Origin of the sequence: Pannonibacter sp. XCT-53 (assembly GCF_009915765.1) — a bacterium.
In the GTDB taxonomy this organism is placed as follows: Bacteria; Pseudomonadota; Alphaproteobacteria; order Rhizobiales; family Stappiaceae; genus Pannonibacter; species Pannonibacter tanglangensis.
On record NZ_JAABLQ010000001.1, the window covers coordinates 3219904 to 3233727 of the forward strand.

At 67.0% G+C, this 13824-nt stretch carries 13 protein-coding genes; all 13 read left to right on the top strand.

Annotated features, from left to right (window positions below; all coding sequences use genetic code 11):
* The first annotated feature begins 115 nt into the window (after positions 1 to 115).
* On the top strand, positions 116 to 736 hold the full coding sequence (locus GWI72_RS14420) for a ribonuclease D (protein WP_161676893.1): 621 nt from the start codon (positions 116 to 118) through the stop codon (positions 734 to 736).
* A 322-nt stretch (positions 737 to 1058) separates the two neighbouring features.
* A complete protein-coding gene (gene lptC / locus GWI72_RS14425) occupies positions 1059 to 1721 on the top strand; it encodes an LPS export ABC transporter periplasmic protein LptC (protein WP_208995864.1) in 663 nt (220 codons plus the stop codon).
* A 2-nt stretch (positions 1722 to 1723) separates the two neighbouring features.
* Complete coding sequence (locus GWI72_RS14430; protein WP_161676895.1) at positions 1724 to 2272, top strand: LptA/OstA family protein; 549 nt, start codon at positions 1724 to 1726, stop codon at positions 2270 to 2272.
* A gap of 107 nt (positions 2273 to 2379) precedes the next feature.
* Positions 2380 to 3162 (top strand): LPS export ABC transporter ATP-binding protein, encoded by a 783-nt coding sequence (lptB, locus tag GWI72_RS14435; RefSeq protein ID WP_161677038.1) that lies wholly within the window; start codon positions 2380 to 2382, stop codon positions 3160 to 3162.
* Positions 3163 to 3357: 195 nt separating this feature from the next.
* Positions 3358 to 4899 carry an RNA polymerase factor sigma-54 gene (gene rpoN, locus GWI72_RS14440; protein WP_161709022.1) on the top strand — a complete coding sequence of 514 codons (1542 nt, stop codon included), beginning with the start codon at positions 3358 to 3360 and terminating at the stop codon, positions 4897 to 4899.
* Between the two features lie 286 nt (positions 4900 to 5185).
* Positions 5186 to 5773 (top strand): ribosome hibernation-promoting factor, HPF/YfiA family, encoded by a 588-nt coding sequence (gene hpf, locus GWI72_RS14445; RefSeq protein WP_161676897.1) that lies wholly within the window; start codon positions 5186 to 5188, stop codon positions 5771 to 5773.
* A gap of 79 nt (positions 5774 to 5852) precedes the next feature.
* The gene (gene ptsN / locus GWI72_RS14450) at positions 5853 to 6320 is read left to right on the top strand and encodes a PTS IIA-like nitrogen regulatory protein PtsN (protein WP_161676898.1); all 468 of its coding nucleotides are present in this window, start codon (positions 5853 to 5855) and stop codon (positions 6318 to 6320) included.
* A gap of 246 nt (positions 6321 to 6566) precedes the next feature.
* A complete protein-coding gene (locus GWI72_RS14455) occupies positions 6567 to 7637 on the top strand; it encodes a glycosyltransferase family 4 protein (protein WP_209000118.1) in 1071 nt (356 codons plus the stop codon).
* 249 nt (positions 7638 to 7886) lie between these two features.
* Positions 7887 to 8135: an acyl carrier protein gene (locus GWI72_RS14460; protein ID WP_161709024.1), complete on the top strand. Its 249-nt coding sequence runs from the start codon at positions 7887 to 7889 to the stop codon at positions 8133 to 8135.
* Positions 8135 to 9316 carry an acyl-CoA dehydrogenase family protein gene (locus tag GWI72_RS14465; RefSeq protein WP_161677039.1) on the top strand — a complete coding sequence of 394 codons (1182 nt, stop codon included), beginning with the start codon at positions 8135 to 8137 and terminating at the stop codon, positions 9314 to 9316. The genes GWI72_RS14460 and GWI72_RS14465 overlap by 1 nt, the downstream gene beginning before the upstream one ends.
* Positions 9317 to 9319: 3 nt before the next feature.
* Positions 9320 to 10228, top strand: coding sequence for an amino acid--[acyl-carrier-protein] ligase (locus GWI72_RS14470; RefSeq protein ID WP_161709025.1), 909 nt, complete (start codon positions 9320 to 9322; stop codon positions 10226 to 10228).
* 1 nt (position 10229) lies between these two features.
* Positions 10230 to 11249 (top strand): DUF1839 family protein, encoded by a 1020-nt coding sequence (locus GWI72_RS14475; protein ID WP_161709026.1) that lies wholly within the window; start codon positions 10230 to 10232, stop codon positions 11247 to 11249.
* Positions 11250 to 11255: 6 nt separating this feature from the next.
* On the top strand, positions 11256 to 13775 hold the full coding sequence (locus GWI72_RS14480; RefSeq protein WP_209000119.1) for a glycoside hydrolase family 2 protein: 2520 nt from the start codon (positions 11256 to 11258) through the stop codon (positions 13773 to 13775).
* The last annotated feature ends 49 nt before the right edge of the window (positions 13776 to 13824 follow it).

Below are 13824 nucleotides of genomic sequence, written 5' to 3' on the forward strand. Positions count from 1 at the left end.
GGCCCGGGCGCCGCACCGGGTTTTCGTTTTGGTGACGGTTTTCTGCCATTTGCTTGCCGCAGCGCACTCAAATGTGCTGTAAGAGCGCCGACACCAAAGGAACGAGTTCACGACGATGACGATCCGCTACCACAAGAACGATCTGCCGGACCTGACGCACTATCAGGGGGTCACGGCCGTGGCGGTGGACACGGAAACCCTCGGGCTCAATCCGCACCGCGACCGTCTGTGCGTGGTGCAGCTGTCGCCCGGCGACGGCTCGGCCGATGTCGTCCAGATCGCCCGCGGGCAGACCAGCGCGCCGCATCTGCAGCGGCTGTTTTCCGACCCGGGCGTGACCAAGATCTTCCATTTCGCCCGCTTCGACCTCGCGGTGCTGCATCACTATCTCGGCATCGAGGTCGCGCCGGTGTTCTGCACCAAGATCGCCTCGAAGCTGGTGCGCACCTACACCGACCGGCACGGGCTGAAGGACATCACGCGCGAGCTGCTGGGTGTCGAGCTGTCGAAGCAGCAGCAGAGCTCCGACTGGGCGGCCGAGACGCTCACGGATGCTCAGCTTGCCTATGCCGCATCGGACGTCCTTTACCTGCACGCCCTGATGCGGCAGCTTCAGGGGATGCTGGAGCGCGAGGAACGCACCGGCTTTGCCAATGCCTGCTTCGATTTCCTGCCGACCCGGGCCCGTCTGGACCTGATCGGCTGGGACGAGGAAGACATCTTCGCGCACAGCTGACCGGGCCGGACAGGTCCGGCACGACCGCCCTCTCCGCCTGGCCGGGCAAGCCGGGGGGAACGGGCAGCCAGGCCTGCGCCGACGGGCCGGCGATTGACGGAAGGCACCCGGGCAGGTGCGTCCCCCCGGGCCCGGCGGACCTCCGCCGGCACCAAGACGGCCCTGCCCCGGAAAACCGGCAGGATTGGCAGGATGATCCCTGCCACTTTATTCTGTTTGCCGCGCAACCCATATGGGAAGCGCAGCTGGGCTTGGGGACGTCCGGCGTTCAGTTTTGATCCAGCGGCCCTTGGTGGGACGGGCCATACCGGCGAGGCAGCTCTTGAGCTCAGACGCGTGGGAGGATGTAGCGGGCGCGCGGCTGTCCCGGGCGCGCGGCGATGCGCGTCGGCACACGACGCGCGTGCGGATCCTTCGCATCCTCTTTCCGGTGCTGGGCGTGGCCGTGCTTGCGGTGATGGCCGGGCTGATCGTGCTGTTCAACGTCCTGACCAGCCTCGGGATCGGCAACGTGATGCTGACCACGGAAGGGCTGGTGATGGACCGGCCGGAGCTGTCCGGCCACGACGGCGACCGCTCCTACAAGGTCTCGGCCGAACGGGCGATCCAGCGCATCACCGATCCGCGTATCATCGATCTCGAGACGATCACGGCCGAGATCGTGATGGGCGAGGGCGAACGGGCCGCGATCACCGCCAACAGGGGCACCTACAACAACGGTGCCGAGACGCTGCTTCTCAAGGATGGCATCAAGCTGGACTGGAGCGGCGACTACGATGCGGAATTTTCCTCCGTGGAGGTCGACCTGAAGACCGGCGAGGTGCGGACGTCCGATCCGCTGGTCGTCCGGTCGACGCAGGGCGACATCAGTGCAGGAAAATTCACATATGATCAGGATAATGGTGTCGTCCGCTTTACCGATGGTATCAAGATGACGTTACGACCGGGTGCCACCAGAATGGGCGCCGTGGATACGGAGAACTGAAGATGAGGGGCCTTTCCCTGTTCGCTGCCGCAGCGCTCGTTGCTCTGGCTCCCGGGCTCGCAGCCGCGCAGACCTTTTCAAACGCCTTTGCCGGGTTCGGAGACAACGACAAGGAGCCGATCCAGATCGAGGCCCAGGAGCTGCAGGTCGAGGACAAGACCAACAGCGCAACCTTCTCGGGCGACGTGCTGGTGTCGCAGGGCGAGACCCGGATGAAGACCCAGAAGCTGCGCGTCTTCTACGACGGCAAGGCGGACGGCGGCGTGCAGCAGCGCATCATGCGCCTGGAGGCCAACGGCCGGGTCTACATCTCGTCGAAGGACCAGACGGCAACCGGCGACGAGGCCAGCTTCGACATGACCCGCAAGATCATGGTCATGACCGGCCAGCAGGTCGTCCTGAGCCAGGGACCGAACGTGGTGGTCGGCAACAAGCTGACCATCAACCTGGAGACCGGCAAGGCCGATCTCGAGGCGCCGCGGTCCGGCCGCGTCAAGGTCCTGATCCAGCCGAACAGCCTCAACGGTCAGGGCACCGGCACGGGCAACTGAGCCCCCGAGCCCGGATGCCGTCGGACGTTCCGGCGGGCCCGCCGGGCCGGCCGACGCGTTCGTGACCCTGTCACCATGTTTTATCGGGACGTCAGCGCTTGAAGTGGTTGCCCTTTTCCTTCGGCTCCGGATCCGCACGGGATCTCGAGGAGGCCCCGCTTGAGGGCAACGGCGCACTCGCGGTCGAGGGCATCGGCAAGAGCTACCGCAAGCGCCGGGTCGTCAAGTACGTGTCGCTGACGGTGCATCCGGGCGAGGCCGTGGGCCTTCTCGGGCCCAACGGCGCCGGCAAGACGACCGTCTTCTACATGATCACCGGCCTGATCCGTCCCGACCAGGGCTCGATCACGCTGGATGGCTTCGACATCACCAGCCTGCCGATGTACCGGCGGGCCCGCCTCGGCATCGGCTACCTGCCGCAGGAAGCCTCGATCTTTCGCGGGCTCAGCGTCGAGGACAACATCCGCGCGGTGCTGGAAGTGGTCGAACCCGACCGGCAGCAGCGCGAGGCGGATCTCGACGAGCTGCTGGCAGAGTTCGGCCTGACCCACCTGCGCAAGTCGCCCTCGATCGCGCTGTCGGGCGGCGAGCGGCGGCGTGTCGAGATTGCCCGGGCGCTGGCCAGCCGGCCCTCCTTCATGCTGCTGGACGAGCCCTTCGCCGGCATCGACCCGATCGCGGTTGGGGATATCCAGCAGCTGGTCCGGCACCTCACCCAACGCGGCATCGGCGTGCTGATCACCGACCACAATGTCCGCGAAACCCTTGGCCTGATTGACCGCGCCTACATCATTGCGGCCGGCGAGGTGCTGACCGAGGGCACGCCGTACGAGATCGTCGCCGACCCGGATGTCCGCCGTCTTTACCTTGGCGAACAATTTACGCTTTGATGGAAGCGGTCCGGCTGCGCTATAAGCAGGCATGGAAAGCAAGAAACGGACCAGTTGACCGCTGATCCGTGATCGGCTGGGCCGTGCCAGGGTGATCCGTTCCGATCAGGCCGGCCCGGGAGGATGGAGATCAGGCAGACGCACCCCGGTCCCGCAGGACCGATGCGCTGAACCGGCAGGACACGCGACGCGCCCATGGCACTCTCGACCAAGCTTGAGATGCGGCAGAGCCAGTCGCTCATCATGACGCCGCAGCTGATGCAGGCGATCAAGCTGCTTCAGTTCTCAAATCTCGATCTGGCCGCCTATGTCGATGCGGAGCTTGAGCGCAACCCGCTGCTCGAGCGGGGCGACGGCGAGCCTTCGGGCGCGGCAGAGGCCGCCACCGATCTGCTGCCGGATGCGCCGTCCCAGGGCGAGGCGGAAAGCTTTGCCGGCGACGGCGGCGAGGCCGGCGACTGGATGAAGAACCAGCTGGACAGCAGCGCCGAGACCATTGCCTCGAGCATGGACACCGATCTCGGCAACGTGTTTCCGGACGAGAGCGGCGTGGCCCCGGCGCCCGAGACCGCACTCGCCTATGCCGCCGATTCGGGGCGTTCCGGCGGTGGCGTCAGCGAGGACTACAATCTCGAGGCCTTTGTCGCCGCCGAGGAATCGCTCGGGCAGATCCTGACCGGGCAGATGAACCTCGCCTTCGCCGATCCGGCCGACAAGCTGATCGGGCAGCATCTGATCAACAGTCTCGACGAGAACGGCTATCTGGTCCAGGCGCTCGACGAGGCGGCGGGACAGCTCGGCGTGCCGGTGGCGCGCGTCGAGGCCGTGCTGGCGGTGCTGCAGACCTTCGAGCCGTCCGGCGTGTTTGCCCGGACCCTCGCCGAATGCCTGACGCTGCAGCTGAAGGAACGCAACCGCTTCGACCCGGCCATGGCGACGCTGATCGACAACATCGACCTGCTGGCGCGGCGTGATCTGGCGGCGCTGAAGCGCCTCTGCGGGGTCGATGACGAGGACCTTGCCGACATGATCGCCGAGATCCGCGCGCTCGACCCGAAGCCGGGCCGTGCCTACGGCTCCGCGCTGGTGCAGCCGGTCGTGCCCGATGTGTTCGTGCGGCGCGCGGCGGACGGCGGCTGGACGGTGGAGCTGAACAGCGACACCCTGCCGAGGGTCCTGGTCAACCAGACCTATTATGCCAGCATCACGCGCACGGCGCGCAACGACACCGAGCGCAGCTATCTGACCGATTGCCTCCAGACCGCGAACTGGCTGGTCAAGAGCCTCGACCAGCGGGCCAAGACGATCCTCAAGGTCTCGACCGAGATCGTGCGCCAGCAGGACGGCTTCCTCACCTACGGGATCGAGCATCTGCGACCGCTCAATCTCAAGACTGTGGCCGAGGCGGTCGGCATGCATGAATCGACGATCAGCCGGGTCACGTCCAACAAGTACATGGCGACGCCGCGGGGCATCTTCGAGCTGAAGTACTTCTTCTCCTCCGCCATCGCGGCCACCGAGGGCGGTGATGCCCATTCGGCCGAGGCTGTCCGGCATCGGATCAAGCAGCTCATCGACGCCGAGTCCCCCGACGACATCCTGTCGGATGATACACTGGTGAAGATGCTGAAGGACGAAGGCATCGACATCGCCCGGCGCACCGTCGCCAAGTATCGCGAAGCCCTCCGCATTTCTTCCTCGGTGCAGCGACGCCGCGAAAAACGTGGAGGCCGGTAAGCCGGCTTTAGCCTTAACACGGCGCAGCGACATTCTTTTCTGAAACAGCGACAAGGCGTTCCTATATAATCATTTGCGTAGGCAGCCGCTCCACATGGCGGGTGGTGCCATGCCGCAGTGATTGACTTTCGGATGGGCGAAGCCTATAGCACCGCCCGCGAAACCGTTGGTCATGGGGTATGGCGCCGGAACGCCGAGTGGTTCATGCTGGTACGTCCGGGGCACCTGGTGCCCCGAGAGTCGGGCCACCGACTGCAATTCGGTCCATGAACAGGTAGAGGTCCCCATGACATTGCGGATTTCGGGAAAAAACGTCGACGTCGGATCGGCCATGCGCGACCACGTCAACGACCGGATAGCTGACGCCTTGTCGAAGTATTTCGACGGCGGCTTCAATGGCCACGTGACGGTGAGCCGGGAGGGATCCGGTTTTCGGACCGAGTGCTCGATCCATCTGGATACGGGCATCGTTCTTCAGGTGTCCGGCGAGGACCCCGAGCCGCGCGCGAGCTTCGACCGCGCTGCGGATCGCATCGAGAAGCGCCTGCGCCGCTACAAGCGCAAGCTGAAGGCTCACAATGGCGCGAACGGCGCCAGCCGCGACGTTTACGAGGCCGCCTCCTACGTGCTGGCCTCGCCCGAGGAGGAGGAAGAAGTGCCGGCGGATTTCAGTCCGCTGGTGATCGCCGAGACCTCGGCCAGGATCAAGACGCTCACCGTCGGCATGGCCGTCATGGAGCTGGACCTGTCCGAAGCACCGGTTGTGGTGTTCAAGAACGCTGCCAATGGCGGCGTCAACGTGGTGTACCGGCGCCCGGACGGCAACATTGGTTGGATCGATCCGGCACTGGTTGGACAGAAGACAGTCAGCTAGGCTGACCTCTTCCCGACAGCGACGGGTTCTGGCAGCTTAAGGCCGCCGGAACCCGGTTCGGGAGCAACGGAAAAAGAAGATGGATCTGAGCGATCTGATTAAGCGGGACGCGGTCGTCGTCGGGCTGAAGGCCAACAGCAAGAAGCAGGCGATCCAGGAGCTGGCGGCCAAGGCTGCCGAACTGACCGGCCTCACCGAGCGGGAAGTCTTCGACACGCTGCTGCAGCGCGAAAGGCTGGGCTCCACCGGCGTCGGCCATGGCGTCGCCATCCCGCATGGCAAGCTGATCAAGCTCACCCGTCTCGTCGGCGTCTTTGCCCGCATGGACAAGCCGATCGATTTCGATTCGCTCGACGACCAGCCGGTCGACCTGATCTTCCTGCTGCTGGCGCCGGAAGGCGCCGGCGCTGACCACCTCAAGGCCCTCGCCCGCATTGCCCGCCAGCTGCGCGACCCGAAGATTGCGGCGGGCCTGCGCTCCGCGGAAGATGCGGAGGCAGCCTTTGCCCTGCTCACCCAGCCGCTGGCGTCGTCCAACGCCGCCTGACCGGCCGGGGCGCTCCCCCGCGCCCGGCGCGACACGCCGGATGCCGCGGCTCCAAACCGTCGAGAGCCACCACCTGCAGTGACCCCGCCACCGGCGGGGTTTTTCATGGCCGCTCGGGCCAGTCGTCAGGCCAGTCAAAAGGCCAGTCCGCAGGCCGCAAGACCGGCGTCCGGCCCAACGGGCTTTACCTTCCGGCCCGCGTCGTGGAGAGTGCGGCCCTGCCTGCCTTCTCTCCGGGATCCTGCCGTGACCAGCTCTCCGTCCTCCGCCCAGCCCAAGCTCTGGTTCGCCTATGCCGGCGACATCGACACGCCGACCGGCGGTTACGGCTATGACCGCAAGATCATCGCCGGGCTCCGGGACCTCGGCTGGTCGGTGGAGCTGCTGCCGCTCGGCGACGACTATCCCTTTCCCGCCGGTCCGGTGCTGGAGGAGGCCGTGCGCCGGCTGTCCGGGCTGCCGAACGGCGCGCGCGTCGTCGTCGACGGACTGGCCTATGCCCGGCTCGCCGCTGCGGCGGGCCGGCTTGCGGCCCGGCTCGATCTGACAGCGCTCGTGCATCACCCGCTGTGCCTTGAACATGGCCTGACCCCGGCCGAAGCCGACCTGCTCAAGACGGAGGAAGGCGAGGCCCTCGCCCATGCGGCGCGGGTGATCGTCACCAGCCCGGCGACGGCGGAGCTGGTCACGACCCTGTTCGGCATTGCTCCGGAGCGCATCGGCGTCGTGGAGCCGGGCACGGATCCGGCCACACCGGCCGCAGGCAGCGGCGGCCCCGGCGTCTCGCTGCTGTCGGTCGGGTCCGTGCTGCCGCGCAAGGGTCACGATCTTGTGATCGAGGCGCTGGCCCGGCTCGACCGGCGGGACTGGACGCTGACGATCGCCGGAGGCCTGCGCGACACGGCCTGCGCCGAGGCACTGCGCGCGCAGATCGCGGCGCGCGGCCTGACGGATCAGGTCCGGGTCGCCGGCGCAATGGACAGTGCGACCCTCGAGGCGGCCTATGCCCGCGCGGACCTGTTCGTTCTGGCCAGCCGCTACGAGGGGTTCGGCATGGCCTTTGCCGAAGCTCTGGCGCATGGCCTTCCGGTCATCGGCAGCGGCGGCGATGCGGTGCGCAAGACATTCTCGCTCGGCGGGGCACTCTACATCGAGCCGGATGATGTGGAATCGCTGGCGGCGGCGCTGAACCACCTGCTGTCGGATCCTGCTGCACGCTCCGCGCTCAGGAATGACGCATTGGCGGCGGCAAAACTCTTGCCGGACTGGTCCGGTGCCGCGCAGAGTTTTGCGGACTACGTCATTTCACGTAGATGACGTTTCAATAACGCGCCGGCATTCGATCCGGGAATTCAATAATCGCGAAATCGTTCTTTTCCGGCTCGGTCACAGCGAAGGATCTGAAGCTTAATTTTTTGTAAATTTGTTTCCACCCGGTTTAACTTTATTGTAAAATTTACCATGCGCTTTAAGCGAGGGTTATTTAACCTGCTCTAGAAATGGCACACGGGATGAGCACCCCTGGCGCGCAGGGTGCGTTTATTGATTGCTGAGGGAACATTACAGATGGTCACCAGGATCCGCGAACTTCTCGCCAAGCATGGCGCCCTGCCTGTTTCCGTCGAGACGCTGTCCGACACCGCCGACCTATACGAAGCCGGACTGTCGTCCTTTGCCTCCGTCCAGCTGATGCTGGCGCTCGAGGACGCGTTCAACGTCGAGTTTCCGGAACATCTGCTCAACCGCAAGTCCTTTGCCTCGATCGCGGCGATCCGGGATGCAGTGGCCTCGCTGACCGGCGAAGCGGTGGCATGATGAACGAGGTGGCCAGGGCCAAGGCGCTCAGCCTGACCGAGCGCGCCCGCCGGGCCGCGGCCGTGGCCGCCGCCCATGCCGACGATGTCGATGCCGCCGGGCGCTTCCCGCGCGAGGCCGTCGACGCGATGAAGGCCGAGCGGCTGCTCGGCATCCAGGTTCCGGCCTACCTCGGCGGCGAAGGCGCGAGCACGGCGGAGATCGCGGAAGTCTGCAGCATCCTCGGCCAGGCCTGCTCGGCTTCAGCCATGGTCTTTGCCATGCACCAGATCAAGGCGTCGAGCCTCGTGTCGCATGGCGAGGGTGCTCCCTGGCACGAGGGCTACATGCGCCGCATGGCGGCCGACCAGCTCCTGCTCGCCTCGGCGACCACCGAGGGCGGGATCGGCGGCAACCTGCGCAATTCCATCTGTGCCATCGAGGTCGACGGCGACATCTGCCGCCTGACGAAGGACGCGACGGTCATTTCCTACGCCACCGAGGCGGATGCGATCCTGATCACCTCCCGCGCCCGCGCCGACAGCGCCCCCTCGGACCAGGTGATGACCGTGTTCGAGAAAGGCCAGTACACGCTCGAGAAGACCCATCACTGGGATACGCTCGGCATGCGCGGGACCCGCTCGGACGGCTTCATCTTCAAGGGCGAGGCACCGGCGGAGCAGATCCTGCCCAAGCCCTTCGCCGAGATCGCGGCCCAGTCGATGCTGGCCAATTCGCACATCCTGTGGAGCGGCGTCTGGTTCGGCATCGCCTCGGATGCCTTTGCCCGTGCCCAGGCCTTCGTCCGCGCTGCGGCGCGCAAGAGCCCGGGCAGCGTGCCGCCCGGCGCGCTGCGTCTGGCGGAAGCCTCCAACCTGCTGCAGCTGGTCAAGTCCAACATCCTGGCCGCCCTGCAGCAGTATGATGCCGCCCAGAAGGACGAGACGAAGCTGTCGTCGATGGGCTTTGCGGTGGCCATGAACAACGTGAAGATCGCCTCGTCGCAGACGATCCTCGAGATCATCAACCACTGCCTGCTGATCTGCGGCATCATGGGCTACAAGAACGGCACGCCCTACAGCCTCGGCCGGCACCTGCGCGATGCGCATTCGGCGCAGCTGATGATCTCCAATGACCGCATTCTCGGCAATACTTCCACGATGCTGCTTGTGAACAAGCAGGACACCAGCCTGTTGGGGTGAGACATGGACATGCAGACCTCCCTTCTCGACCGGCTGTTTGATGCAGGTCTCCTGATCGACACCGGCGTCGATGGCCTCTACGGCCGTTCGGGCGCCTTCGAGGACGTGATCCAGCGCTTCGAGGGGCTGATCTCGGCCTTCGGCAGCAGCTCCCCGTCCGAAGTCATCCGCTTTCCTCCGGGCATGAACCGCAGCCATTTCGAGGGCTCGGGCTACATGAAGAGCTTCCCGCAGCTCGCCGGAACCGTGCATTCCTTCTGCGGCTGCGAGCTGGATCATGTGAACCTGCTGCAGTGCATGGCCGAGGGCAATGACTGGACCAAGGACCAGAAGGCGACGGACATCGTGCTGACGCCGGCGGCCTGCTATCCGCTCTATCCGACCATTGCCAAGCGCGGCCCGCTGCCGGCAGGCGGCGGCCTGTTCGACCTGCAGTCCTACTGCTTCCGGCATGAGCCGTCGAAGGACCCGGCCCGCATGCAGCTGTTCCGCATGCGCGAGTACGTCCGCATGGGCACGCCGGACGAGGTGATGGCCTTCCGCCAGCAGTGGATGGAGCGCGGCCAGGAGCTGATCGCCGCCGTGCAGCTGCCGGTCGAGATCGACGTCGCCAACGATCCCTTCTTCGGCCGCGCCGGCAAGATGCTGGCCAACAACCAGCGCGACCAGGCCCTGAAGTTCGAGCTGCTCATTCCGGTCACCTCGACCGCGAAGAAGACGGCCTGCCTGTCCTTCAACTATCACCAGGACCATTTCGGCAAGACCTGGGGCCTCACCACGTCCGATGGCGCGGTGGCCCATACGGCCTGCGTCGGCTTCGGTCTGGAGCGGATCGCGCTGGCCCTGTTCGCGCATCATGGGCTGGACACGGCCGACTGGCCGGCCCCCGTCCGCAAGGCGCTCTGGGGCTGACATGACGCGGGAGAAGGTGTTTCCGGCGCTTGATCCGCTGGCATATCAGCGCCACGGCCTGCACGATCTCGGCCGCGACTGGCCGGAAACCAACTGCTATCTCGACATCTGGATCGAGGTGCTGGCCGCGCTGGGGCAGCCGCCCGAGGCGGCGCTCGGCTTTGCGATCACCCAGGATTTCGAGGGCGACCAGTTCACCTTCTTCAAGGTGCCGCTGGAAGACCTCGAGACCCTGTTCGGCATCCGCGTGACCGAGCTTGCCATCTTCGACCGGGTCGAGGCCCATGTCGCGGCACAGATCGCGCGCGGCAACCTCTGCCTTGTCGAGATGGACAGCTTCTATCTCCCCGACACCCAGGGCACCGCCTACCGCAAGGACCACGGCAAGACGACCGTCGCCATCAACCGGCTCGATGTCGACGGCCGGACGATGGACTATTTCCACAATCTCGGCCTGCACCGGCTGGAGGGCGAGGATTTCGACGGCATCTTCCACCGCACGGCGCCCGAGGGCGCGCTGCCGTTCCTGCCCTACACCGAGTTCGTGAAGTTCCCGGCCGCCCTGCCTGAGGCAGCCACGCTGGCGGGACGCGCCGTCGCCCTGCTCCGCCGGCATCTGGCGCGCGCGCCTGAGGCCAATCCGATTGCCGCCTTCGCCGCCGTGTTTCCGGCGCAGGTGGCCGAGATTGCCGAGCGGCCCTTCGGCTTCTTCCATCTCTACGCCTTCAACACGCTGCGTCAGTTCGGTGCGAATTTCGAGCTGTTCTCCGCCCATCTCGACTGGCTGGCGAAGCAGGACACGGCGCTGGATGCATCCGCGCTGGAACGGCTTGCCGCCGAGGCCCGGACCATTTCGGCAACCGCCAAGGTGGTGCAGTTCCAGCTCGCCCGGGCGGTGATGCGCAAGTCCTTCGACAAGCTGGCGCCCGCGCTGGTGCCGGCCATCGAGGCCTGGGACCGGCTGCACGACGGCCTGACCGGGCTCCTGTCGCATCCGCCTGCCGCCGCAGCGGCGGAGTGAGACGGCATGGCGAGCGCCGCGTCCGTTCCCGCACGTCTGCCTGCGCCGCGCCGCCTTGCCGAGCAGTTGCATCCGCTGGACGCCGGCTGGGAGCTTTCCGGCACCCATGCCGGGGAGGCCGCTACCCCTGCCGACTTGCCTGCCGATCTCGACTGGCTGCCGGCCACTGTCCCCGGCACTGTCGCCGGAGCCCTTGCCGATCACGGCGGCTTCTCGGCGTCCGGGCCATTTCCCCTGCAGGACAAGGACTTCTGGTACCGGACCGAGGTTGCTGCCAAGGCCGGTGCCCGCTGCCGCCTGCGCTTTGAAGGTCTCGCCACGCTCACCGACATCTTCTGGAACGGCCAACGCATGGCCCGTTCGGACAGCATGTTCGCGGCGCTGGAGGTCGAGGTCGAGGCTGACGTCCGGAACACCCTGCATCTGGCCTTCCGGGCGCTGACGGACCGGCTCGCCGCAAGGCTGCCCCGCGCCCGCTGGCGGACCCAGCTTGTCGATCAACCCGGATTGCGTGGCCTGCGCACCACGCTGCTCGGCCACATGCCCGGCTGGTGCCCCGAGGTGGAGGCCGTCGGCCCCTACCGGCCCGTGTTCGTCTCGTTTCCGGACGAGGCCGGGCGAGCCCCCGACATCGCCATCACGCAGCTTGCCAGCACGCTGGGCGAGGACGGCACGGGCGTCCTGGCGCTGACGCTCACCAGTGCCGCGCCGCTCGTGGACGCGGAGCTTGCCTGCGCAGGCCATCACGTGCCGCTCGTGGCGGGCCCCGACGGGCAGTACGCCGCGACGCTCTACCTCCCCGATGTCGCGCCCTGGTGGCCAGCGACGCACGGCACGCCACATCTGCACGAGGTGACGTTGCGTGTTGCCGGTCATCGCCACCGGCTTGGCCGCACCGGCTTCCGCCGGGTCGAGGTCGATGCCGGCGTTGACGGTCAGGGCTTCGGGCTCGTCGTCAACGGCGTGCCCGTGTTTGCACGCGGGGCCGTGTGGACCAGCGCCGACATCCTGCGCCTCGCCTCGACACCCGAGGCGCTGCGGCCGCTGCTGGCGGCGGCGGCCGGCGCGGGCATGAACCTCCTGCGCATTCCGGGCATCACGGGTTACGAGGGCGAGGCCTTCTTCGCGCTCTGCGACGAGCTGGGCCTGATGGTCTGGCAGGACTTCCAGTTCGCCAATTTCGACTATCCGCTCGCCGACCCCGCCTTCGAGGCTGAGGTCCGCCGTGAAGCCGCTGAGGTCATCAGCCGGCTTTGCCTCCATCCGAGCCTTGCCGTCTTCTGCGGCGGCAGCGAGATGGAGCAGCAGGCCGCGATGATGGGCCTGCCGGCCGAGCGCCGGGCGCAGCCGCTGATCGAAAGCCTCCTGCCCGATCTCGTCGCGGCGCTGGCCCCCTCGGTGCCCTATGTGCGCAACTCGCCGACCGGGGGCGACCTGCCGTTCCTGCCCAATGCGGGCATCGGCCATTACTACGGCGTCGGCGCCTACCTCCGGCCGCTGGAGGATGCGCGCCGGACCGGGGTTCGCTTTGCCGGCGAATGTCTTGCCTTTGCCAACGTGCCGGAACCCGTGACGCTGGAGCGCGAGCTGCCCGGCATTGCCTGCCACGATCCGCGCTGGAAGGCGCGCGTGCCGCGCGACCGGGGGGCAGGCTGGGACTTCGAGGATGTGCGCGACCACTATCTCGGCTCTCTCTACGGCGTCGAACCTGCCAGGCTGCGCAGCCACGACCCGGAGCGCTATCTGGAGCTGTCCCGGGCCGTGACGGGCGAGGTGATGGCGGCCACTTTCGCCGAGTGGCGGCGCGCCGGCTCGACCTGCCGGGGCGCGATGGTGCTGGCGCTGTCCGATCTCCTGCCCGGGGCCGGCTGGGGGCTGATCGATGCCCACGGCGAGCCGAAGCTCGCGCTCGGCATCCTGTCGCAGGTGCTGGCACCGGTGCAGGTTCTGATCACGGATGAAGGCACCAACGGCCTCGACATCCACCTCCTCAACGAAACGCCGGCACCCGTCGAGGCCCGGCTGGAGCTGACCGCCTGGCGGGACGGCCGCACGCCGGTGCTCTCCGTCGCCCGGGATGTCCTGCTGCCGCCGCGCTCGGCGCAGCGTCACGGCAGCTTCGCGCTGATCGGCAGCTTCTTCGATCTCGGCTATGCCTACCGCTTCGGTCCGCCGTCGCATGATGTGGTGCAGGCCCGGCTCGTGGACCGCGACGGGCGGACGGTCAGCGCAGCGTTCCATCTGCCGCTCGGGCGCGGGCGGCCGTCGCAGGAAACCGGCCTCGTGTGCAGCCTCGAGGAGCCGACGCCCGGCAGCTTCGGGCTGATCCTGTCGGCCGAGCGCTTCTGCGAGACCGTCGCCATCCGGGATGCGTCCTTCCTGGCAGAAGCCAACGGCTTCCCTCTTGCCCCCGGCCAGCCCCGCCGCGTGTCCCTGACGCGCCGCCCCGGCGTGCCGGACACAGCCCGACCGGCTGGAACCGTCAGCTGCCTCAACGGCCTCTCGGCGCTGCACTATTCCGCCTGAGAGCTTGTCCCCCGCACGGAGCCGGGACACGCATGCCGGGCAGGTGCCC

Excerpts from the sequence above, each read along its gene's own strand:
- GWI72_RS14420 (WP_161676893.1), top strand. The coding sequence starts at position 116 with ATGACGATCCGCTACCACAAGAACGATCTGCCGGACCTGACGCACTAT.
- GWI72_RS14480 (WP_209000119.1), top strand. The coding sequence starts at position 11,256 with ATGGCGAGCGCCGCGTCCGTTCCCGCACGTCTGCCTGCGCCGCGCCGC.
- ptsN (WP_161676898.1), top strand. The coding sequence starts at position 5,853 with ATGGATCTGAGCGATCTGATTAAGCGGGACGCGGTCGTCGTCGGGCTG.
- GWI72_RS14460 (WP_161709024.1), top strand. The coding sequence starts at position 7,887 with ATGGTCACCAGGATCCGCGAACTTCTCGCCAAGCATGGCGCCCTGCCT.
- hpf (WP_161676897.1), top strand. The coding sequence starts at position 5,186 with ATGACATTGCGGATTTCGGGAAAAAACGTCGACGTCGGATCGGCCATG.
- GWI72_RS14470 (WP_161709025.1), top strand. The coding sequence starts at position 9,320 with ATGGACATGCAGACCTCCCTTCTCGACCGGCTGTTTGATGCAGGTCTC.
- rpoN (WP_161709022.1), top strand. The coding sequence starts at position 3,358 with ATGGCACTCTCGACCAAGCTTGAGATGCGGCAGAGCCAGTCGCTCATC.
- GWI72_RS14475 (WP_161709026.1), top strand. The coding sequence starts at position 10,230 with ATGACGCGGGAGAAGGTGTTTCCGGCGCTTGATCCGCTGGCATATCAG.
- GWI72_RS14430 (WP_161676895.1), top strand. The coding sequence starts at position 1,724 with ATGAGGGGCCTTTCCCTGTTCGCTGCCGCAGCGCTCGTTGCTCTGGCT.
- GWI72_RS14465 (WP_161677039.1), top strand. The coding sequence starts at position 8,135 with ATGAACGAGGTGGCCAGGGCCAAGGCGCTCAGCCTGACCGAGCGCGCC.